Source organism: Streptomyces sp. SudanB182_2057, from assembly GCF_964272715.1.
Lineage (GTDB): Bacteria > Actinomycetota > Actinomycetes > Streptomycetales > Streptomycetaceae > Streptomyces > Streptomyces rubradiris.
On sequence record NZ_OZ186798.1, the window covers coordinates 1952066 to 1973579 of the forward strand.

Here is a 21514-nt window from a genome sequence, read left to right on the forward strand (position 1 = left end):
CTCGCACTTCCGGACCGCGGCGCCGCTGACACCTGTCCTGTCGCGCCCAGGCGGCGCCGCGGTCCGGAATCGGCTTCAACAAAGTGTTGACGCTCAGATCGCCCCACTTCTAGGCTCCACAAAGCGGAAACAGTTTTCCGCTGACACCCGCACGGAAGGTCCACGATGTCGAAGCGCGTGCTCACGACAGAGTCCGGCGCACCGGTCGCCGACAACCAGAATTCCGCCTCCGCCGGCGTCGGCGGCCCGCTCCTGATCCAGGACCAGCACCTCCTGGAGAAGCTCGCGCGCTTCAACCGCGAGCGGATCCCGGAGCGTGTCGTGCACGCCCGCGGCTCCGGCGCGTACGGCCACTTCGAGGTGACCGACGACGTCACCGGCTACACCCACGCCGACTTCCTCGGCGAGATCGGCAAGCGTACCGAGGTCTTCCTGCGCTTCTCCACGGTCGCCGACAACCTCGGCGGCGCCGACGCGGTCCGCGACCCCCGCGGCTTCGCGGTGAAGTTCTACACCGAAGAGGGCAACTACGACCTCGTCGGCAACAACACCCCGGTGTTCTTCATCAAGGACCCGCTGAAGTTCCCCGACTTCATCCACTCGCAGAAGCGCGACCCGTTCACCGGCAAGCAGGAGCCCGACAACGTCTGGGACTTCTGGGCGCACGCCCCCGAGGCCACGCACCAGGTGACCTGGCTCATGGGCGACCGCGGCATCCCGGCGTCGTACCGCCACATGAACGGCTACGGCTCGCACACCTACCAGTGGACGAACGCCAAGGGCGAGGCCTTCTTCGTCAAGTACCACTTCAAGACGAACCAGGGCATCCGCTGCCTGTCCACCGAGCAGGCGCAGGAGCTGGCGGGCAAGGACCCCAACTCGCACCAGACCGACCTGCTCCAGGCGATCGAGCGCGGCGTGCACCCGTCCTGGACGCTGTACGTCCAGATCATGCCGGCGGCCGAGGCGGCGGACTACCGCTTCAACCCGTTCGACCTGACCAAGGTGTGGCCGCACAAGGACTACCCGCTCCAGCGCGTGGGCCGCCTGGTCCTCGACCGCAACCCGGACAACGTGTTCGCCGAGGTCGAGCAGGCCGCGTTCTCCCCGAACAACTTCGTGCCCGGCATCGGCCCGTCCCCGGACAAGATGCTCCAGGGCCGGCTGTTCGCCTACGCCGACGCCCACCGCTACCGCCTCGGCGTCAACCACACCCTGCTCGCGGTGAACGCCCCGAAGGCGGTCCCGGGCGGTGCCCAGAACTACGGCCGCGACGGCTTCATGGCGGTCAACGGCCAGGGCCGTAACGCCAAGAACTACGAGCCGAACTCCTACGACGGCCCGGTGGAGACCGGCCGCCCGCTGTCCGCCCCGCTGGCGGTGGCCGGGTACACCGGCAACCACATCGCCCCGGCGCACACCAAGGACGACGACTTCTTCCAGGCCGGCGAGCTGTACCGGCTGATGTCGGAGGAGGAGAAGTCCCGTCTCGTCGCGAACATCGCCGGCGGCCTCTCGCAGGTCTCCCGCGACGACGTGATCGAGAAGAACCTGGCCCACTTCCACGCCGCCGACCCCGAGTACGGCAAGCGCGTGGAGGAAGCGGTCCGCGCCCTGCGCGAGGACTGATTCCCAAGACCGCGTCCGGGCCCGACGGGGAGGTCGTGCCCCGGACGCGAAAGCCCCGCCGCCCCAGGTGATCCGGATGAGGGGTGATCACCCGGTGCGGCGGGCAGGGCGAGGACCGCGGTGGCCTGCGAGCCAGTGCGGTGGTGAAGGAGACCCGGGCCCCCTTCTCGACCAGAGGGAAGGGACGTCCGCCTCCGTCGTGGCCACCGCGGTCCCAGCCCCACCCAAGCCCCGTCCGGCGGCGCGAACGACCTGTCGCGCCCAGCCTCGCGCCGTCGGACGGCCACCATACGGTGCGCCCAGCGCTCCCTCCGGTCCGGAGGGAGCGCTTCGTGCTGTCCGCGACCGGGTTCCCGGCGTGCGCGTCCCCGGTATCCGCAGCACGCTGAAGGCATGGGCAACCCGACACAGCACCCGCACATCGTGGTCCACTCCCCCGCCCTGGACGGCTCCCGGCGGGTCACCGAGGGGGACGTGACGCTGGGGATCGCCTCGCACCTGGACGACGTCGTGGAGATCCTGCGGCTGGCCGACCTGGACCGGATCGAGGTGGAGGAGAGCGACCTGATCGAATGGCAGGGCGGCGGCCCCGACGACTGGCCCGGACTGGGCGAGTACGACATCTGACGGCACCTTCTGCGGCAGGGGTCGTAGCCCGCCTACGCAATCCTCAAATCAAGCTCTGAACAGGGTGGATGGGCGCTTCAACCACCGGATGCGGCGGGCAGGCTACCGACACACGGGGCCCGCCGGCACGGGGGTGGCGGGCCCCGTATGGGGGCCTCACGGCCGTACGACACCGGCCGGAGAAGGCGGCCCCCGCCGGCTCCGCCGCGAAACCCGCTCGGTCCGTGGCACGCCGGGCCCTCCCCGGCCGCGGTCCGGGCCGCCCGCCGGTACATCTACGACGCGTACGGGACACCGTCGGCCGACTGTCACGGCACGGCACTACACGGCGCGGCGGCGGACTCGGCCGAGGGCATGGCGAAGGGGCGGCCCGTCCCCCCGGGCGGGCCGCCCCTGGCTTGTGCCGGATCTGTCGTCCGGTCAGACCTTCAGCGTCTTGATCGAGGTCGGCGCGTGGCCGGGCTCGGTGGCCAGGTCCTCGAACTCGGAGATGTCGCTGATGTCCATGGTGCGGCTCATCGAGATGTTGGTGATCCGCTCCAGGATCGCCTCCACGACGACCGGCACCTGGTACTCCGCGGCGAGCTTCTTGGCCTGCTCGAACGCGGCGCCCAGCTGGTCCGGCTCGGTGACCCGGATGGCCTTGCAGCCGAGCCCCTCGGCGACCTTGACGTGGTCCACGCCGTAGACGCCGAGCTCCGGAGTGTTGATGTTCTCGAACTCCAGGTTGACCTGGAAGTTGATGTCCAGGCCGATCTGCGCCTGACGGATCAGGCCCAGGTAGGCGTTGTTCACCAGGACGTGCACGTAGGGGATCTTGTGCTGGGCGGCGACGGCCAGCTCCTCGATCAGGAACTGGAAGTCGTAGTCGCCGGAGAGCGCGACGACCGGGGAGTCCGGGTCGGCCTTGGCGACGCCGATCGCGGCCGGGATGGTCCAGCCGAGCGGACCGGCCTGGCCGCAGTTGATCCAGTGGCGCGGCTTGTAGACGTGCAGCATCTGCGCGCCGGCGATCTGGGACAGGCCGATGGTGGTGACGTACCGGGTGTCCGGTCCGAAGGCCTTGTTCATCTCCTCGTACACGCGCTGCGGCTTCATCGGCACGTTGTCGAAGTGCGTACGGCGCAGCAGGGTGGCCTTGCGCTCCTGGGTGGAGGCCACCCAGGCGCCGCGGTCGGGCAGCTTGCCGGCCGCCTTCAGTTCCTTGGCCACCTCGACGAACAGCTCCAGGGCGGCCTTGGCGTCGGAGACGACGCCGTAGTCCGGCGGGAAGATCTTGCCGATCTGGGTGGGCTCGATGTCGACGTGGACGAACTTGCGGCCCTGGCGGTACACGTCGAGCTTGTAGCCGGTGTGGCGGTTGGCCCAGCGGTTGCCGATGCCGAGGACGAAGTCGGACTCCAGGAAGTTGGCGTTGCCGTAGCGGTGCGAGGTCTGCACGCCGACCATGCCGGCGTTCAGCTCGTGGTCGTCGGGCAGCGTGCCCCAGCCCATCAGGGTGGGGATGACCGGGGTCTGGGTCAGCTCGGCGAACTCCACCAGGAGGTCGGAGGCGTCGGCGCCGATGATGCCGCCGCCGGCCACGATGACCGGGCGCTCCGACTCCAGAAGAAAGGTGATGGCCTTCTCGATCTGGGCGCGGCTGGCGGTCGGCTTGTAGACCGGCAGCGGCTCGTAGGTCTCCGGGTCGAACTCGATCTCGGTGAGCTGGACGTCGATCGGCAGGTCGATCAGGACCGGGCCGGGACGGCCGGAGCGCATCAGGTGGAAGGCCTGCTGGAAGACGCCGGGGACCTGCGCGGCCTCCAGGACGGTCACCGCCATCTTGGTGACCGGCTTGGCGATCGAGGCGATGTCGACGGCCTGGAAGTCCTCCTTGTGGATGACGTTGGTCGGCGCCTGGCCCGTGATGCACAGGATCGGGATGGAGTCGCCGATGGCGGAGTACAGGCCGGTGATCATGTCGGTGCCGGCCGGTCCGGAGGTGCCGATGCACACGCCGATGTTGCCCGGCTTGGTACGGGTGTAGCCCTCGGCCATGTGCGAGGCGCCCTCGACGTGGCGGGCGAGGGTGTGGTTGATGCCGCCGCCCTCCTTGAGGGCCTTGTAGAACGGGTTGATCGCCGCGCCCGGCACACCGAAGGCGTCGGTGACGCCCTCGCGCTTGAGGATCTCAACTGCCGCGCGGGCAGCGGTCATACGAGCCATCGAGTACTCCTGCTTCGGCCTCTCGGATGCGTACTCCCGTCGCGCCCCGCGGTGAGCACAGTCTCCCGATTGTCAATCTCCGCGAACTTTTCCGTATCGCGGAATGTAACTTCTACTATCTGGAAGCAATGTAAGCGGGTGGACGAAGGTCGTCAAGAGCGGTCCAGCCCCCGGAAAGCACGAAAGGGCCGCCCGTGCGGCACGGGCGGCCCCGGCGGAGGGCGCGGCGGGCGGAGCGGCTCAGAGGGCCGGCAGGCCGAGCGCGATGAGGGTGGACGACAGCCCCTGCCAGGTGCGTACGTCCCAGCCAGTGAGCTGCTGCCAGCGCTGCAAGCGGTACTTCACGGTGTTCGGGTGCACGTGCAGGACGCGGGCGGTCGCGGAGAGCGAGAAGCCGTTCTCGGCGAACCCGCGCACCGTCTCCGCCAGGTCGGGGTGGTGTCGCGCGACCTCGCGGCACGGCTCCAGCAGCACCGCGAAGCGTTGCGCGGTGGGCGCCAGGGTGGCGAGCAGCCAGTGGTCGGCGAAGTACTTCACCTGGCCCGGATCCGCCAGGGGCAGCGCCGCCCTCGCGTCCGCCATGCTCATCGCGGCGCCGGGGAGCCCGGTCCGCGGCAGGCCGATGCCGAAGCTCACCTCGGGGTTCTGCCGCCGGGCCGCGTCGACCACGGCCCGCGGCGCGATGTCCTGGACCAGGGTGATCATGAGGTTGCCGCGCGTCGCGCAGCGCAGCGTGCCCGGCCACCGGTGGTGCCGCAGCTCCATCATGCGCTCGTCGGGCCAGTCCTCGGCCGGTGAGCACAGCGCCTGGAACTCGCCGGCCGGGTCGAAGGTGAGGGCGGCGGCCAGTTGCTCCAGGTCGACGCCCGCGGGCGCGGCGGTGACCAGGCCGTCGAGGAACTGGTGGGTCAGCCGCAGCAGCGTGGCGTCGGCGGCCCGGACGGCGGCGCCGTACGCCTCGGCGGCCGCGCTGCTGGAATGCTGCACCCACGTCCAGACCATCCCGACGATCGAGACGAGCTGCGCGACGGCCCGGGGGTCGTGCGACTGGGCGCGGGCGAGCAGCACGTTCCACATCTCGCGGTAGCCGACGTGGTAGGCCTCGACGAGAGCGTGCAGCGGCAGACCGGTGGCGGCGCGTTCGGCGCCGAGCGCGTGCGCGGCCTCGATCTCCTCCCGGGTGGGCGCGCGGCGTGCGGCCACCCCGGTCAGCAGTCCCTGGTAGTGGCGGGTGACGTCACGTTCCTGCTGCTCGCGGTCCACGATCCGGTAGCTCGGTATCTCGAGCCGTATGCGGTCGACGATCTTCGGGATCACCGTGGGCAGTTCCGCGGCGAGTGAGGCGCACAGTTCGGCGACGGGCTGCCACGCCGCGGCGGTGTCGGCCTGCGCCCCGGTCCCCTCGGTCACGGGCTCCACCATGGCCCCTTCCGATGTGGATTCCGTAGTGATCCTTCTCGCGCGTGCGGGGCAGCTTCGCTGCGACCACGCATTCGACGATAAGCGATCAAGAACGCACACGCTGCTTCTTTGTGGACTCCGCAAAGACAACGGCTGGAAGTTCTCAGATTCGTTTCTGGTCCCGCGGACCCGTCCTCGGCAGGCTGGAGGGGACGCCGCGGGGCCCGGTCCCCAGCGCCGCGTCGGAAACACCTGGGCGCACTGGAGGACGTGTGGAGACTCCGATGGAGTTCGGTCATGAATCGGTCGTGGTGCGACGCGGGCGGCGAAGCGGGCTGCCGATCGTCGTCGCCGTGCACTCCACCGCTCTCGGCCGCGCGGTCGGCGGCTGCCGGATGTGGGCGTACGACAGCTGGGAGGACGGCCTGCGCGACGCGCTGCGCCTGTCGGAGGGCATGACGCGCAAGTGCGCCGCCGCCGGACTGCCGAACGGCGGCGGCAAGACGGTCGTGGTCCTTCCGGCCGGGCGGGGCATCACCGCGGACGAACGCCGCGCGGCGCTGCGCGATGTCGGCGACATCGTGGCGGAGCACGGCGGCGCCTACGTGACCGGTCCCGACGCGGGCACCGGACCGGCCGACATGGCGGTCATCGGGGAACGGACCGAGCACGTGTTCTGCCGGCCGGAGGCCGCCGGCGGGAGCGGTGACCCCTCGCCGTTCACGGCCCTGGGCGTCGTCGCCGCGCTGCGCTCGACCTGCCAGGCGCTGTTCGGCTCGCCGGAGTTGGCGGGCCGCAGCTTCGCGGTGATCGGTCTGGGACACGTCGGGGAGCAGATCGCCCGGCAGCTGGCGGCGGCGGGGGCCGAGCTGACCCTGAGCGATGTCGACCCGGCGAAGCGCTCGCTCGGCGCGGAACTGGGCGCGGTGTTCACCGACCCCGGCGCGGCGGCCACCGCCGAGGTGGACGTACTCGTCCCCGCCGCGCTCGGCGGCCTGCTGACCCGGGACCTGGTGACGCGGCTGCGCTGCCGCGCGGTCGCGGGCGCGGCCAACAACCAGCTTGCCGAACCCGGCGTGGCCGAGTCGCTGCGGGAACACGACATCCTCTGGGCCCCCGACTACATCGCCAACGCCGGCGGTGTCGTCAACGCGGTCTCGCGCGAAGTCCTCGGCGACGAACCGGAGAAGGCGGTCCGGCGCATCGAGTCGATCGCCGACACCCTGACCGGACTGTTCGAGACGGCCGCGCGCATGAGGATCACCACGGCGCGGGCCGCCGACGACCTCGCCCGCCGGCGGCTGGCCGCGCCGGTTCCCACCGCGCCGGGGCCGGCGTGAACCCCCGGGTCTACGTGCTGGCGCTGGCCACCTTCACCGTCGGCACCGAGGGCTACGTCATCGCCGGCGTGCTGCCGGCGGTCGCGCACTCCATGCACGTGTCCGTATCGGTGTGCGGCCAGCTGGTCACGGTCTTCGCGCTGGTCTACGCCCTGGCCGGGCCGCCGCTGATCGGCGCGTTCCGGAAGGTGCCGCCCAAGTCGGTGCTCATCGCGGCCCTGCTGGCCTTCGCGCTCAGCAACGCCCTCGCGGCGGGTGCGCCCAACTACGCCGTGCTCGCCCTGGCGCGCGTGCTGGCCGCGGGCAGCGCGGCCCTGCTGGTCGCGCCGGCGGCCGCGGCGGCGGCCGCGCTGAGCCGTCCGCAGGACATGCCCAAGGCGATCGCAGTCACCGCCACCGGCAACGCGCTGGCGCTGACCCTGGGCGCGCCGATCGGCACCTTGATCGGCGGGCTGTTCGGCTGGCGCGGTACGTTCCTGTTCGTCACGGTCCTTGCGCTGATCACCGCGCTGATGCTGGCCGTCCTGCTGCCGGCGGTGCCGGTGGCGCCGGCCGGCACCGGCCGGGCCGAACTGCTGCGCAGCCCGGCCGTCCGGTGGAGCCTGCTGACCACCTTCGGGGTCTTCCTCGCCGCGTACTGCACCTACACGTACCTCGCGCCGATCGTCGAGCGGGCGACCGGGATGGGAAGCCGGGGTGTCGCGGCGCTGATGATCGTCTTCGGTGCGGGCGCGTTCCTGGCCGGGCGCGCGATCGGCAGGATCCTGGTCAAGGTGCCCGTGGCGCGGGTGCTGCGCGTGGCGCTCTCGCTGATGGCGCTGCTCCTCGCGACCATCGCCGTCGGCACCGCCGCGCATCCCCGTGCCGTCGCGGAGATCGTCGCGTTCCCGGTGCTGTTCTGCCTGGGTGCCTTCTGGTGCTGCGGCGGAGTCGCCCAGCAGACCCGGATCGCCGCCCTGGCACCCGCGCAGCGGTCCCAGGCTCTGGGCCTGCACTTCTCCGTGCAGTTCCTGGGCGTCGCGGTGGGCGGCGCCGTCGGCGGGCTGGCCCTGTCGACGGGGGGACCCGTGGCCGTACCGGCCCTGTCCGCGCTGATCGCGTGCGCGTCGCTGCTCTCCGTACGGCGGACCGTCCCCGAAACGGCCGACTCGCCGGACCGCGTGGCGCCCGCGCCGCTCCCGCGGTGACGACTTTCTGACCGAACCTCTTGTCCGTTCTGCGGACAAGGGGTTCTGTTATGTGCGCAGGGTATGAGGTCGCCGCCCTTCACACCCCCTCAATATGCGACTATTAAGGACAAAAGAGGCTCGATCCTCTTTCAGGCATTTCGCGTCGCCATGGCGGACGGTGGAAAAGTTCGTGGAATCCACAGGATGCCGAGCGCCAGATTCGCAAGAATTGCAATCGGCGTTTCAGTATTGCCTGTTCAGCGCGCGGCGGGTGCGACCGGAAACATAAATTTAATCTTCACCTTTCGCCGTGCCGTCGAATGCGGCCGTTGCCGAGCCGCCCGAGGGGACTGTAAGTTCGAGCCGAGCGAGCCGCACTTGCCAATGGAGTGTGTCAGCCGCAGGTCAGAGCGTTCTGGGGGCTCTCTTCTTCCACGCCCCCCGTCTGATTTCGGTCACTTCAAAGCGTTTGGAGAGCTGCCATGCATGTGTTGCGTGATGCTCGGCTGGATCACGTCGAGTTCTATGTCGAAGACGCCGACGCGACCGCCAAGGATCTCGTGTCCAAATACGCCTTCCAGATAGCGGGAACGTCCAGCGCGAGCATCCGGTCCCACCGCTCGATCGCGTTGACGCAAGGAGGCATCGTCCTCCTGCTCACCCAGGGGCTGACCGAGAGTTCCCCGGCGGCCACGTGGGTCCGCACCCGTGGTGACGGCGTGGCCAGCATATGGCTGCGCACGCCGTCGGTCCGCGCGGCCTTCGAGGAGGCCGTGGCCAACGGCGCCGAAGCCGTGCTCCAGCCGGTCGAGCGCGCCGGTGTGCTGGTCGCCGGCTTCGGCGCGTTCGGCGACGTCCAGCACGGCTTGGTCGAACGCCCGGACGACGCCGAACCCGGACAGCTGCCGCCGGGCATCGTCCCGGCACAGGACTTCGCGCCGCAGGCGGCCGTGGAGTTCGACGTGCTCGACCACTTCGCCTACCTCGTCGGCGCCGGCGACCTCAGCGACGCGGTGAAATTCTACGAATCCGTCCTGGGTTTCTCGGTGATCTTCGAGGACCGGACCATGGTCGGCGGCCAGGGCATGGATTCCAAGGTCGTGCGCAATGCCGCGGGCGACATCACGTTCACCATCGTGGAGTCCGCCGCGAAGCCGGGGCAGGCCATGGACTTCATCGCGGAGTTCGTGCAGAAGAACGCCGGGCCCGGCATCGAGCACATCGCGTTCGGCTGCCCGGACATCGTGACGGCCGTCCGGAAGCTGCGCGGGCGCGGGGTCACATTCCTCGACACTCCCGGCGCCTACTACGACCAACTGCCCGGCCGCCTCGGCGATGTGGCGCGCCACAAGGTCGAAGAACTCCGCGGACTGGGTATTCTCGCCGACCGGGACCACGGCGGCGAGCTGTTCCAGATCTTCACGTACTCCACGCATCCGCGGAAGACCTTCTTCTTCGAGGTGATCGAGCGGTTCGGCGCCGAGACCTTCGGCAAGGGCAACGTCAAGGCGTTGTTCGAGGCCAGGAAGGCGGAACGGGACCAGCGGGAGGAACGGTGACGGAGGTGGTGGGGGCCGGGCAACCGAGTCCGCCCCATTCCGTGGCCGATTTCGCCGACGCGGCCCGCGCCGTGATACCGCCCGCCGCTTGGGATTTCGTCTCCGGCGGCAGCGGTGCCGAACTGAGCATGGCGGCGAACCGGCGCGCCTTCGACCACCTGTACGTGGCGCCGCGGATGCTGCGGGACGTGTCGCACGTGTCGACCTCGGCCCGCCTGGTCGGCACCGAAGCGAGCCTGCCGGTGGCCATCGCGCCGATGGCCTACCACGGGCTGGTCCATCCGCACGGCGAGGCCGCCACCGCGCGCGCGGCGAAGACGGCGGGCGTGCCGTTCACCGCGGCGATGCTCGGCGGGACGACGGTGGAGCGCATCGCCGAGTCGGGCGCCGACCTGTGGTTCCAGCTGTACTGGCTGCGGGACCGGGGTGCCACGGCGGAACTGGTGGGCCGGGCCGAAGCCGCGGGCTGCCGGGCGCTCATGCTCACCGTCGACGTGCCCCGGCTGGGCCGCCGCCTCAAGGACCACCGCAACGGCTTCGCGCTGCCGCCCGACGTCTACGCCGCCCACTTCCGCGGCGAGGCCGCGACCGGAGCGCAACGGACCTCGGCCCAGGGCTCGGCCGTCGCCACGCACACCACTGAGATGTTCGATCCCTCGTTGGCGTGGAGCGACATCGAATGGCTGCGGGAGCGCACCCGGCTGCCGCTCGTGTTGAAAGGCATCCTGACGCGCGAGGACGCGCTCAGGGCGGCCCACTCGGGCGTGGACGCGCTGGTGGTCTCCAATCACGGCGGGCGTCAGCTCGACGGAGCCGTGCCCGCGCTCACGGTGCTGCCGGAGATCCGGGACGCGGTCGGGGACACGATGGAACTGCTCGTGGACGGCGGCATCCGCTCGGGCACGGACGTCCTCAAGGCCCTGGCCCGCGGCGCCGACGGCGTCCTGCTGGGGCGGCCGGTCCTCTACGGGCTCGCCGTCGGCGGCGAGTCGGGCGTCGAGGCCGTGCTGTCGCTGCTGCGCGAGGAACTGGAGACGGATCTCGCCCTGTCCGGCTGCCGCACCGTCGGCGAGGCCGCCCACCTGACCACCTACGACTCACACGCTTCCAGCAGTACGGGGACTGCATCATGGTGAAGCAGGACGTCATCAAGACGCTCGGTCCGTCGGGGACGGACGCGCACGCGGAGGCCGTCCGCATCGGGGGCGGGAACATCGAGCTCTTCCCCTCCTTCCGCGCCGCCATCGACAACTGCGAGACACACGGCGGCAAGGCGCTGGTCGCCGCCGGCTACCTGGACATGCGCGACGGAGCGGTGGTCGACTCCTGGGTCGACCTCCACTTCAGCAAGCTGAGATCGATGACGATGGTCGGGGTCTGGGAGTCGCCGACCAAGCCCATGTGCGTCGCGGTCCATGCGGACTTCTCCGGCGCGCTCGCCGACATCCGCACGGCGGCGGCGCACCCGGCCACCCTGCAGTTCGTGCGCGAGTACATGCCGGCCGACGTGGTGATCTCGACGGTGCGGGCCAAACCGGAGGCCGCACGGCTGGTGAGCGAGCAGGTGGTCGATGCCTGCATCGGTTCGGTGGACGTGGTCGAGTCCATCGAGAACCTGAAGATCCTGAAGAAATTGGAGGCGTCGATGGTGTGGTGCCTGTATGAGCATCGCTGACGTCGCGGCGGACGCGTGGGTCCGGATCGGGTCCCTGCGGGTCGCGCGCGCGTTCCGGGATTTCGTGGAACTGGAGGCCCTCCCCGGCACAGGCGTGGCCGCCGGGGAGTTCTGGGCGGAGTTCGAGCGGCTGATCGCCGACCTCGCGCCGCGTGATCGCGCGTTGCTGGCCCGCCGCCGCGAGCTGCGGGACCGCGTGGACGCCTGGCACACCGAGCACCGCGGCGAGGACTTCGACGCGGACGCGTACCGCCGGTACCTGACGGAGATCGGCTACCTGGCCCCGCCTCCGGCGCCCTTCACCGTGGACACCGCCGGCACGGACGCGGAGATCACCCGGATCGCCGGTCCGCAGCTGCTGGTGCCGGTGGTCGACGAGGACTTCGCGCTCGAAGGGGTCAACGCCCGGTGGGGGTCGCTGTACCGCGCCCTGTACGACACCGACGTGGTCCCCCCGGGCGACGCCGCCGGACGCCGGAAGGCGGTCATCGCCTTCGCGCGCGGCCTCCTCGACGTGATGGCGCCGCTCGACCAGGGCTCGCACGCGGACGCGACGGGCTATCACGTGGTGGACGGAGCGCTGCGCGTGGCGTTCTCCGACGGCTCGTCCGGCACACTGGCCGCCACGGCGCGGCTGGCCGGATTCCGCGGTGAAGCCGCCCGGCCGTCGGCCGTGCTGATCGAGCATCACCACCTGCACGTGGAGATCGGGTTCGACCGGGACGGCGAGTTCGGCCGCCTCGACGCGGCCGGTGTCCAGGACGTGGTCCTCGAATCCGGGATCACCACGATCATGGACTTCGAGGACTGTGTCGCCGCCGTGGACGTCGCGGACAAGATCGAGGTCCACCGCGCCTGGCTGCGTCTGATGCGGGGCGGTTACACCGCGCGGCACGGCAGCGAGGGCATGAACCCCGATCGCGGGTACACCGCCCCGGACGGCGGCCCGATGTCGCTCCCCGGGCGGGCCCTGCTGTTCGCCCGGATCGTCGGGCCGCTGATGACCACGGACGCGATCCTCGGCCCCGAGGGCGCCGAGGTGCCCGAGGTCATCGTCGACGCCGTGCTCGCCACCCTCGCGGCGCTGCACGATCTGCGGGGCGACACCTCCCGCGTCAACTCCCGGGCCGGCGCGGTGTATCTGGCGGTGCCGAAACTGCACGGGCCGGACGAGTTCGCCTTCGTCGACGAGTTGTTCGGCCGTGTCGAGCGGTTGCTCGGACTGCCGGAGCACACGGTGAAACTCGGGCTGCTGGACGAGGAGCGGCGCACCACCGTCAACCTGGCGGCGTGCCTGGAGGCGGTCCGGCACCGGGTCGTCTCCACCAACAACGGCCTGCTCGACCGGACCGGCGACGAGATCAGCACGTCGATGGCGGCCGGGCCCGTGGTGCGCAAGGCCGACATGAGGACCCAGTCCTGGCAGCGGGCCTACGAGCGGTGGCACGTCGACACCTGCCTGGCCCACGGCCTCCCAGGCCGGGCGCTGATCGGGCTGGGCATGTGGCCCACGCCCGACCGGATGCGCGACCTGTTCGAGTCCAAGAGCGCCCAGCTCGCGCTGGGCGCGGGGATGACCTGGGTGCCGACCGCGGTCGCCGCGACGCTGCACGCCGTGCACTACCACCAGGTGGACATCGCCGGGGTGCAGCGCGAGATCGCGGCGGCCGGACCGCGCCATACCCTCGACGAGCTGCTGCGTCCGCCGGTCGCCGAGAACGTCACCGATCTCCGGACGGAGCTGGACGCCCACTGCTACACCGTCCTCGGCTACGCGGCGCGCTGGATCGAGCGGGCCGTCGCCAGTTCCCCGATGCCCGCCTTCGACGGTGTCGTCGTCCTCGAGGACCGCGCCACGGCGCGGATGTCGTCCCAGTTGCTGGCGAACTGGCTGCGCCACGACGTGATCACCGCGCGAGACGTGGACGACGGTCTGCGCCGGGCGGCGGCGGTCCTCGACGAGCGGCTGCGCGGCGAACCCGGTCACCGGCCACTGCTGCCCGCGGGGGACACCTCCCTGCCGTGGCAGGCGGCCCGTGAACTGATCACGCGGGGCGCGACCGCGCCGAACGGCTACACGGAACCGGTGCTGTACCGCTTCCGCCGCGAGCACAAGGCCCGGACCGCGTGATGCGGCCGGACCGACGAGAGCGAGCAAGGGAGACCTCGTGCACGCGATAGTGGTGACCGAGCCCGGCGGCCCGGACGCCCTCCGCTACCAGCGGATGCCGGACCCGGTCCCCGGGCCGGGCGAGGTGCTGGTGCGGACCAGAGCGATCGGCGTGAACTACCGCGACGTGTACGTGCGCAGAGGGGAGTACCCCGCCGAACTCCCCGTTCCGGGTCTCGAAGGAGCGGGCGAGGTCGTGGCGGTGGGCGAGGGGGCCGAGGTCGCCGTCGGGGACCGCGTGGCCTGGGCGTACGGCAAGGGAAGCTACGCCGAACTCGTGTCCGTGCCGGCCGGCCAGTGCGTGCCGGTGCCCGACGGGATCGACTGGCGGGTCGCCGGGGGCGCGCTGTTGCAGGGAATGACCGCGCACTACCTCCTGGAGTCGGTGTACCGGCCGGCACCCGAGGAGCCGGTCCTGATCCACGCGGGTGCCGGCGGCATGGGCCAGCTCCTGGTGCAGTGGGCCACGGCGCGCGGTGCAAAGGTGATCACCACCGTGTCCACCGACGAGAAGGAGAAGCTCGCCCGGGAGGCCGGGGCCTGGCACGTGCTGCGGTACGGTGCCGATCTCGCCGGGCAGGTGCGGGAACTGACGGGCGGCGAAGGCGTCTGCGCGGTCTACGACGGTGTCGGCGCGGCCACCTTCGAGGCGAGCCTCGCCTCGCTCCGGCCGCGGGGCACCCTCGCGTTGTTCGGATCGGCGAGCGGCCGCGTGCCCCCGTTCGATCTGCAGCGCCTGGCCGAATCGGGGTCGCTGCTGGTGACCCGGCCGGTGCTGCCGCACTTCGTCCGTACCCGCGCCGAGGTGCTGTGGCGCGCGAAGGAGGTCTTCGGCGCGCTGTCCGGGAACATCCTGCGCGTACGGTTCGGCGGCACCTACGCCTTGTCCGACGCGGCGCGGGCCCATCGGGCGATCGAGTCCCGCGCCACGACCGGTTCGCTCGTGCTGCTGCCGGGGTGACGATCGCCCGGACGGCTCGGCCCCGGCGCCCGCGCGACGGGCCGGGCCGTCCGGGCGTGCCGCGCGGGCGGGCGGGCACGGGGCCGGCCGTGCGGGCCCCGCTCACCGCCCCCGGGGTCACCTCGCCGCGCACCCCGCCGGTGAGGTGACCGGCGCCGCCGTGCGCGGGGCCCGCGCGGTCACCGGAAGTCCTCCTCGCGGTACTCGTCGGCCGAGCCCTCGGCCGTGGCCTCGCGCAGCTCGATCCGGCGGATCTTGCCGGAGACGGTCTTGGGCAGGGTGCCGAACTCCAGCCGGCGGACGCGCTTGTAGGGGGCGAGCACCTCACGGGAGTGCTCGAAGAGGGCCTTCGCGGTGCCGGGCCCGGGCTCCCAGCCCTCGGCGAGCACCACGTACGCCTTGGGCACGGCGAGCCGCAGCTCGTCCGGGGCGGGCACCACGGCGGCCTCGGCCACCGCCTCGTGCTCCAGCAGCGCGCTCTCCAGCTCGAACGGACTCACCTTGTAGTCGGAGGACTTGAACACGTCGTCGCTGCGCCCGATGTAGGTGAGGTAGCCCTCCTCGTCCCGGGTCGCGATGTCCCCGGTGCGGTAGTAGCCGCCCGCCATGGCCTCGGCCGTGCGGTCCGGGTCGCCGTGGTAGCCGGTCATCAGTCCGGCCGGGCGCTCGGCCAGGTCGAGGGCGATCTCCCCCTCGGTGACACCGGGCGCGCCGGAGACCGGGTCCAGCAGGAGCACCCGGAAGCCGGGGCTCGGCCGGCCCATGGAACCGGTCTTCAGCGGCTGACCGGGGGTGTTGGCGACCTGCACGGCGGTCTCGGTCTGGCCGAAGCCGTCCCGGATGGTCACCCCCCAGGCGCGCCGGACCTGTTCGATGACCTCGGGGTTGAGCGGTTCGCCGGCGGCCACGGCCTCGCGCGGCGGGTGCGCCAGCCGGGTGAGGTCGGCCTGGATGAGCATCCGCCACACCGTCGGCGGGGCGCAGAAGGTGGTGACGCCGACGCGGTCCATCTCGGCCATCAGCCGGGTCGCGTCGAAGCGGGTGTAGTTGACGACGAAGACGGTCGCCTCCGCGTTCCACGGGGCGAACAGGCTGGACCAGGCGTGCTTGGCCCAGCCGGGCGAGGAGATGTTCAGGTGGACGTCGCCGGGCTTGAGCCCGATCCAGTACATGGTGGACAGATGGCCGACGGGGTACGAGGTGTGGGTGTGCTCGACCAGTTTGGGGCGGGCGGTCGTGCCCGAGGTGAAGTAGAGCATCAGCGGGTCGTCGGCCAGGGTCGGGCCGTCCGGGACGAAGTCGGCGGGGGCCGCGTAGGCGTCCTCGTACGGCTCCCAGCCCTCCTCGGGCAGGCCGCCGACGCTGATCCGGGTGTAGCCGCCGGGCACGTCGTCGAACTTGGCGGTGTCCTCCGCCCGGACGATGGCGTGCCGGACCCGGCCCCGGTCCACCCGGTCGCGCAGATCGGCGGGGCCGAGCAGCGGGGTGGCCGGGATGACGACCGCGCGCAGCTTCATCGCGGCCAGCGCGGTCTCCCACAGCTCGGCCTGGTTGCCGAGCATCACGAGGATCCGGTCCTCGGGGGCGACCCCGCGCTCGCGCAGCCACCGGGCCACCCGGTTGGAGCGCGCGGACAGCTCGGCGAAGGACAGCCGGGTCTCGGTGCCGTCCTCCTCCACGATGTGCAGCGCCGTGCGGTCGTTGCCCTCGGCGATGACGTCGAACCAGTCCAGTGCCCAGTTGAAGTGTCCGGGCCGGGGCCAGCGGAAGCCCTCGTAAGCGGTGGCGTAGTCCTCGCGGTGCGCCAGCAGGAAATCCCTGGCTTCGCGGAACGTCTCGGTCGCCGTCATCCACGTCCTCCTCGGTACCGGACCATTGCCGGGCGGCTCCCCGGCATCGTCTAATCCGTGATGCGGGTCTCACTACCCCCGAACGGGGTGGACCGCACCGAAGGAGCGTCAAGGTGGCAGCAGAGGCCGTGGCGGCGGCGGAGAAACGCGGCGCGCCGGCCCGGCCACGGCGCGTCCCGGGGCTGCCCGCCGCCTTCGCCGGCCTGTCGGCGTCCGGCCGGCCGCACCTCCGCGTCAGCGCCCCGAGCGGCCCGCCCACGGCACCGCCGCGCCCGCTCGCGGCGGTCTCCGGCCCCGCGCCGTACGGCAGGACGGGGGCACCGGCCCGGCCGTACGCGGTGCCGGACCGCGCGCGGTCGCGGCGGATCAGCCACGCGTACGACGCCCCGGCCGCCGCCGAGCGCATCCACGCGGTGCTCGCGGTACCGGTGGTGACGCGGCGCCGGGTGCGCGGGGTGCTCCACGGCGGGGTGCTCCACACCTCGGTGCCGGGCAGCAGCGGCCGTACCTGGGCCGCGTCCTCGGCGTTGTCCAGCAGGACCGGCACCCGCCGCCCGGCGAGGCAAGCCCAGGGCGCCGGGCCGGGGCCGCGGGCCGAACCGCTCGCCGGGGGCGGGCCGCCGGCCACGCCGCCACGAGCCGGGGGCGTGACCCTGGCGCCACGCGAACCGGACGTGCTGTCCTGGGAGACGGCGGGAGCCACCGGTGCGGCGGTGGCCGAACGGCCGGGCACCGGCCCCGAGTCGGTCGAGAGGCATCCGCGTCCGGCGATGCGGCGTCCGGGCGCCCGCACACGAGGGGAGGCGGTGAGCGCGGCCCGGGGGGCGCGAGGGCTGCCACGGCCCGAAGACAGTTGGGAAACCTGCCCATTCATCCGGCGCCGCTTTGAATTTCCCCCTGCTTGACCGTTTGTTATTTCCCTCACCACGGCTTCCGTCCGAATTTCAGGGATCGTTGCCTAGAATTTGGCCCGGACACGACACAGGAGGGGAGCGGTGACCGTGCGACGGGACTTCCAGGAGTCTGCCAGGTGCCGCCCCGACCTGGTCATCGGCCGCGAGGAGCTGTTCGCCGGCGCCCGCGGGCAACTCGCCTCGGGGGGCAGTGTGCTGCTCCACGGCCCCGCCGGAATAGGGAAATCCACCGCCCTGCGGGCATTGGCCGAGGAATACGGCGCCACCGCGCGCACGGTCTTGCGGTGCTCGGCGACGGAGTCCGAATCCCATCTGCCGTTCCTCGCCCTCGCCGATCTGCTCGGCCTGGTCCTGGACGAGGTCTCCCCCCGGCTGCCCGCCGCCCAGCGCACCGCCCTGGAGTCGGCGCTCACCGGCCGCGGCGAGTCCAGCCTCCAGCGCGACGGCCTCGCGCTGCGCCTGGCGGTGCTCTCCGCGCTGCGCGCGCTCGCCGCCGACGGTCCGGTGCTGGTCGTCGCCGACGACCTGCAATGGCTGGACCCGGCCAGCGCCGAACTCCTCGGCTTCGCCGCCCGGCGCCTGGAGGGCACCCCCGTGCAACTGCTGTGCGCGGTACGCACGCAGGGCCAGGAGAGCCAGGAGTACGACCGTCAGCTGCGCGCCTGCCCGCCGGGCACCCTCGCCGTCCGGCTCGGCCCGCTCACCCGCGCCCAGGTCGCCCAGTTGCTCGACCACCGCGGCCACGGCTGCCTGCCCCGCTCCACCGTCCGCGAGATCCACCGCACCAGCGGCGGCAACCCGCTGTTCGCCCTGGAACTCGGCCGCGCCCTCGCCGACAGTCCCACCCCGCCCCGGCCCGGCGAGCCGCTGCCCGTGCCGACCTCGCTGCGCGCCCTGGTGCTCAGCCGCCTGGACATGCTCTCGGTGGAGGCCCGCCGCACCCTGCTGGTGGCCAGCGCCGGCGCCCGCCCCACCCCGGCGCTGCTGCGCGCGGCCGGCCGGGAGAACGCCGAGGCCGAGTGCGCCCAGGCCGCCGAACTCGGGCTGCTGGCCACCGAGCCCGACGCCCCCGCCGTACGGTTCGCGCACCCGCTGATCTCCGCCGCGCTGTACGCGGAGGCGCCCGCGCACGAGCGGCGGGCGGCGCACGCGGCGCTGTCCACCGCCGCCTCCGACCCGATAGAGCGGGCCCGGCACCTGGCCCTGGCCACCACCGGCACGGACCCGGAGGTGGCCGCCCGGCTCGCCGAGGCCGCCGCCCTCGCCCGGGACCGCGGGGCGCCCTCGGTCGCCGCCCAGCTCGGGCTGCTCGCCGCCCGGCACACCCCCGCCGACGGCAGCCCGGGCCCGGAGGAGCGCCGGCTCGCCGCCGCCGAGGACGCGATCACCGCCGGGGAGGTCGACCTGGCCCGGGACATCGCCCGGGAGGTGCTCACCCGGGCGAGTGTGCCCGCCGACCGGGTACGGGCCTGGATCATCGTCATCGACACCGCCGGCCACACCATGGCCGAGGTCGACGCCGTCTTCCCGCAGGCCCTCGCCGACGCCGGGGACGACCCCCGGCTGCTGGCCCTGGTGCACTACCAGCTGGCCTGGCGGGCGCTGATCGTGGAGGGCGACTTCACCGAGGCCCGGCAGGCCGCCGCGCACGCCGCCGAGCTGGCCGCGCGCGGCCAGGACCGGCGCACCGAACTGCTCGCCCTCGCCTTCCAGGCGCAGACCGAGACCCTGATGGGCCATCCGGAGGCACCCCGCACCATCAAACGGGCCCTGCGGGAGCCCCAGGACCCCCGGGTGGCCTGCCATCACAACGGCGCGGGCAGCGCCCGGTTCCGCTGGCTGGTGATGGGCGACCAGCTGGCCGAGGCCCGCACCACCGTCACCGCGCTGCTGCGCGAGGTGCGCCGGCGCGGCTCGGTGGAGAGCGAGGTGCACTTCCTGCGCGGCCTCGCCGAGACCGAGCTGCGCGCCGGGCACTGCGGGCGCGCCCTGGACCTGGCCCGCGACAGCCTGCGGCTGGCCCGGGACTCGGGCATCGGCGAGACCGCCTCGGCGATGCTCACCTCGCTCGCCGAGGCCTCCGGCGGCGACGTCGACCGGGCGCTGGCGCTCGCCCGGGAGGCGGTGCGGCACGCCGAGGAGGACGGCGACCAGATGTACCTCTCCCGGGCGCTGGGCGCCCTCGGGTACGCCCAGCTGGTGGCCGGGGACCCGGCGGGCACGGTGCGCTCGCTGCGCCGGGTGCGCAGCCTGGAGCTGGGGCTCGGCATCACCGACCCGGCCCGGGGCCGCTGGCAGGGGGACCTGGCCGAGGCGCTGGTCCGTACCGGTGAGGTGGCCGAGGCGCAGGACGTCATCGACGGGAGCCGGGAGCACGCGCTCCGGCTCGGCCGGGAGAGCGTGCTCGCCGTGCTGGACCGGTCCGAGGCGCTGGTGCGTGCCGCCCGGGGCGACCGGGAGGCCGCCGTCGCCCAGCTGACATCCGCTCAGGACCGGCTCGGCAAGCTCGGCTACGGCCTGGAGGAGGCGCGGGCCGCGTTCGCGCTGGCCCGGCTGCGCGGCCGGGGCCCCGGCGCGGCGGCCTTCGACGAGGCCGCCCGGCTGTTCCGGCGCTGCCGGGCGCTGCCCTGGCTGCGCCAGGTGGAGGACGCGCTCGCCGCCCCCGAGCCGGAACCGGTGCCGGGCCGGGCGGAGGCACCGGCCGCGCTGGAGGTGCTGGCCGCGATGGAGCGTCAGGTCGCCGCGCTGGTCATGGAGGGGGCCACCAACCGGGAGATCGCGGCCCGGCTGTTCATCAGCGTGAAGACGGTGGAGGCGACCCTGACCCGGGTGTACCGCAAACTCGGGATCCGGTCGCGGGTCGACATCGTCCGATTGGCGGCGGCTCGACGGGCGCGCTGAGCGAGGCCCTAGTTAACTGAACCGGACCGAGGGTTTTCCCTCACCCAGCCCCTTAGGGGGTTCCCTCATTGGGAGCCGTGGGTTCCGGGTCCTAGCGTAAAGGGCGTGCCGCTCGCCCGGGCACACGGGGTCGGTCCTGCGACCTCCCCGTGCACACCCTCCACCGACACCCGCGCGACCCCCCACCGGTGCAACCCCCACTGAGGAGACTCATGTTCGGGCACAGACGTGTGAGAAAGACCGCCGCGACCCTGGTGGCCACCGCCGCCGCGACGGCGGCCGCGCTGCTCGCCTCCCCCACGGCGAGCGCCGCGCCCCAGCCCATCGTCGGCGGTACGACCACCACGACGACCGCGTACCCGTTCATCACGCAGATCACGGACGCGTCCCAGAACCAGTTCTGCGGCGGCACCCTGGTGTCACCCACCAAGGTCGTCACCGCCGCGCACTGCATGGTCGGCGAGACCACGAGCAGCGTCCGGGTGGTCGGGGGCCGGACCTACCTCAACGGCACCAACGGCACGGTGAGCCGGGTCAGCAAGATCTGGATCAACCCGGGCTACACGGACGCCACCAACGGCGACGACGTGGCCGTGCTGACCCTGTCGACGTCGATGCCGTACACCACGGCCAAGTACGTCTCCTCCGCGCAGACGAGCGTCTACGCGGCCGGCACCTCGGCGCGCATCCTCGGCTGGGGGACCACCTCGGAGAACGGCAGCTCCTCCAACCAGCTGCGGACCGCGACCGTGCCGATCGTGTCCGATTCCAGCTGCCGTTCCTCCTACGGGTCGGACTTCGTCCAGTCCGACATGGTGTGCGCCGGATACTCCTCCGGCGGCGTGGACACCTGCCAGGGCGACAGCGGCGGTCCCCTGCTCATCGGGGGCGTCCTGGCAGGGATCACTTCCTGGGGCGAGGGGTGCGCGGAGGCCGGTTACCCGGGTGTCTACACCCGGCTGACCACCTTCTCGGACCTGGTGACCGCGCAGGTCAACTCGTAACCCAGGGGACTTCCCGAGCACCCCTCGGGGATGTGCCGGGGGGCGTTGCGGGCCACCACGAGCGGCCCGCAACGCCCCCTTTCCAATGCCCGCCGCCCCCGGCCCG

15 protein-coding genes are annotated in these 21514 nt (G+C 72.3%); 12 read left to right on the forward strand and 3 right to left on the reverse strand.

Translation table 11 applies throughout. The features are described from left to right. Positions 1-165: 165 nt before the first annotated feature. Positions 166-1629 (forward strand): catalase, encoded by a 1464-nt coding sequence (locus ACSURM_RS08230; protein WP_436954309.1) that lies wholly within the window; start codon positions 166-168, stop codon positions 1627-1629. Between the two features lie 393 nt (positions 1630-2022). Next, a complete protein-coding gene (locus ACSURM_RS08235; RefSeq protein ID WP_030777988.1) occupies positions 2023-2256 on the forward strand; it encodes a hypothetical protein in 234 nt (77 codons plus the stop codon). 420 nt (positions 2257-2676) lie between these two features. Here the strand turns inward: ACSURM_RS08235 and gcl are convergent, their stop codons facing one another. Next, positions 2677-4464, reverse strand: coding sequence for a glyoxylate carboligase (gcl, locus tag ACSURM_RS08240; protein WP_436954310.1), 1788 nt, complete (start codon positions 4462-4464; stop codon positions 2677-2679). 240 nt (positions 4465-4704) lie between these two features. Further along, a complete protein-coding gene (locus ACSURM_RS08245; protein ID WP_436954311.1) occupies positions 4705-5874 on the reverse strand; it encodes a PucR family transcriptional regulator in 1170 nt (389 codons plus the stop codon). A 263-nt stretch (positions 5875-6137) separates the two neighbouring features. On the opposite strand from ACSURM_RS08245, the gene ACSURM_RS08250 reads away from it, so the two are divergent. The 7 genes from ACSURM_RS08250 (at position 6138) to ACSURM_RS08280 (ending at position 14739) form a co-directional block, all read left to right on the forward strand. Continuing rightward, on the forward strand, positions 6138-7205 hold the full coding sequence (locus ACSURM_RS08250; RefSeq protein ID WP_436954312.1) for a Glu/Leu/Phe/Val dehydrogenase dimerization domain-containing protein: 1068 nt from the start codon (positions 6138-6140) through the stop codon (positions 7203-7205). After that, on the forward strand, positions 7202-8392 hold the full coding sequence (locus ACSURM_RS08255) for an MFS transporter (protein ID WP_436954314.1): 1191 nt from the start codon (positions 7202-7204) through the stop codon (positions 8390-8392). Before ACSURM_RS08250 ends, ACSURM_RS08255 begins: the two co-directional genes overlap by 4 nt. Positions 8393-8856: 464 nt before the next feature. Then, positions 8857-9933 carry a 4-hydroxyphenylpyruvate dioxygenase gene (gene hppD / locus ACSURM_RS08260; RefSeq protein ID WP_436954315.1) on the forward strand — a complete coding sequence of 359 codons (1077 nt, stop codon included), beginning with the start codon at positions 8857-8859 and terminating at the stop codon, positions 9931-9933. A 41-nt stretch (positions 9934-9974) separates the two neighbouring features. Next, positions 9975-11069, forward strand: a complete 1095-nt coding sequence (locus ACSURM_RS08265) for an alpha-hydroxy acid oxidase (RefSeq protein WP_436954316.1) — start codon at positions 9975-9977, stop codon at positions 11067-11069. Further along, entirely contained in the window at positions 11063-11608 is a 546-nt protein-coding gene (locus ACSURM_RS08270) for a hypothetical protein (protein ID WP_436954317.1), read from the forward strand. The genes ACSURM_RS08265 and ACSURM_RS08270 overlap by 7 nt, the downstream gene beginning before the upstream one ends. Further along, a complete protein-coding gene (locus tag ACSURM_RS08275) occupies positions 11595-13739 on the forward strand; it encodes a malate synthase G (protein WP_436954318.1) in 2145 nt (714 codons plus the stop codon). The genes ACSURM_RS08270 and ACSURM_RS08275 overlap by 14 nt, the downstream gene beginning before the upstream one ends. Positions 13740-13776: 37 nt before the next feature. After that, positions 13777-14739 carry a quinone oxidoreductase family protein gene (locus ACSURM_RS08280; protein ID WP_436954319.1) on the forward strand — a complete coding sequence of 321 codons (963 nt, stop codon included), beginning with the start codon at positions 13777-13779 and terminating at the stop codon, positions 14737-14739. A 179-nt stretch (positions 14740-14918) separates the two neighbouring features. Here ACSURM_RS08280 and ACSURM_RS08285 read toward each other — a convergent pair whose 3' ends face one another. Next, positions 14919-16589 (reverse strand): AMP-binding protein, encoded by a 1671-nt coding sequence (locus tag ACSURM_RS08285; protein ID WP_436954320.1) that lies wholly within the window; start codon positions 16587-16589, stop codon positions 14919-14921. A gap of 113 nt (positions 16590-16702) precedes the next feature. Between ACSURM_RS08285 and ACSURM_RS08290 the strand changes: the two genes are divergently transcribed. From ACSURM_RS08290 to ACSURM_RS08300, 3 genes are all read left to right on the forward strand, one after another. Further along, positions 16703-17494, forward strand: coding sequence for a helix-turn-helix transcriptional regulator (locus tag ACSURM_RS08290; protein WP_436954321.1), 792 nt, complete (start codon positions 16703-16705; stop codon positions 17492-17494). Positions 17495-17584: 90 nt separating this feature from the next. Beyond that, positions 17585-20404: an ATP-binding protein gene (locus tag ACSURM_RS08295; protein ID WP_436954322.1), complete on the forward strand. Its 2820-nt coding sequence runs from the start codon at positions 17585-17587 to the stop codon at positions 20402-20404. A gap of 212 nt (positions 20405-20616) precedes the next feature. After that, positions 20617-21408: a S1 family peptidase gene (locus tag ACSURM_RS08300; RefSeq protein ID WP_436954323.1), complete on the forward strand. Its 792-nt coding sequence runs from the start codon at positions 20617-20619 to the stop codon at positions 21406-21408. Positions 21409-21514: the final 106 nt, after the last annotated feature.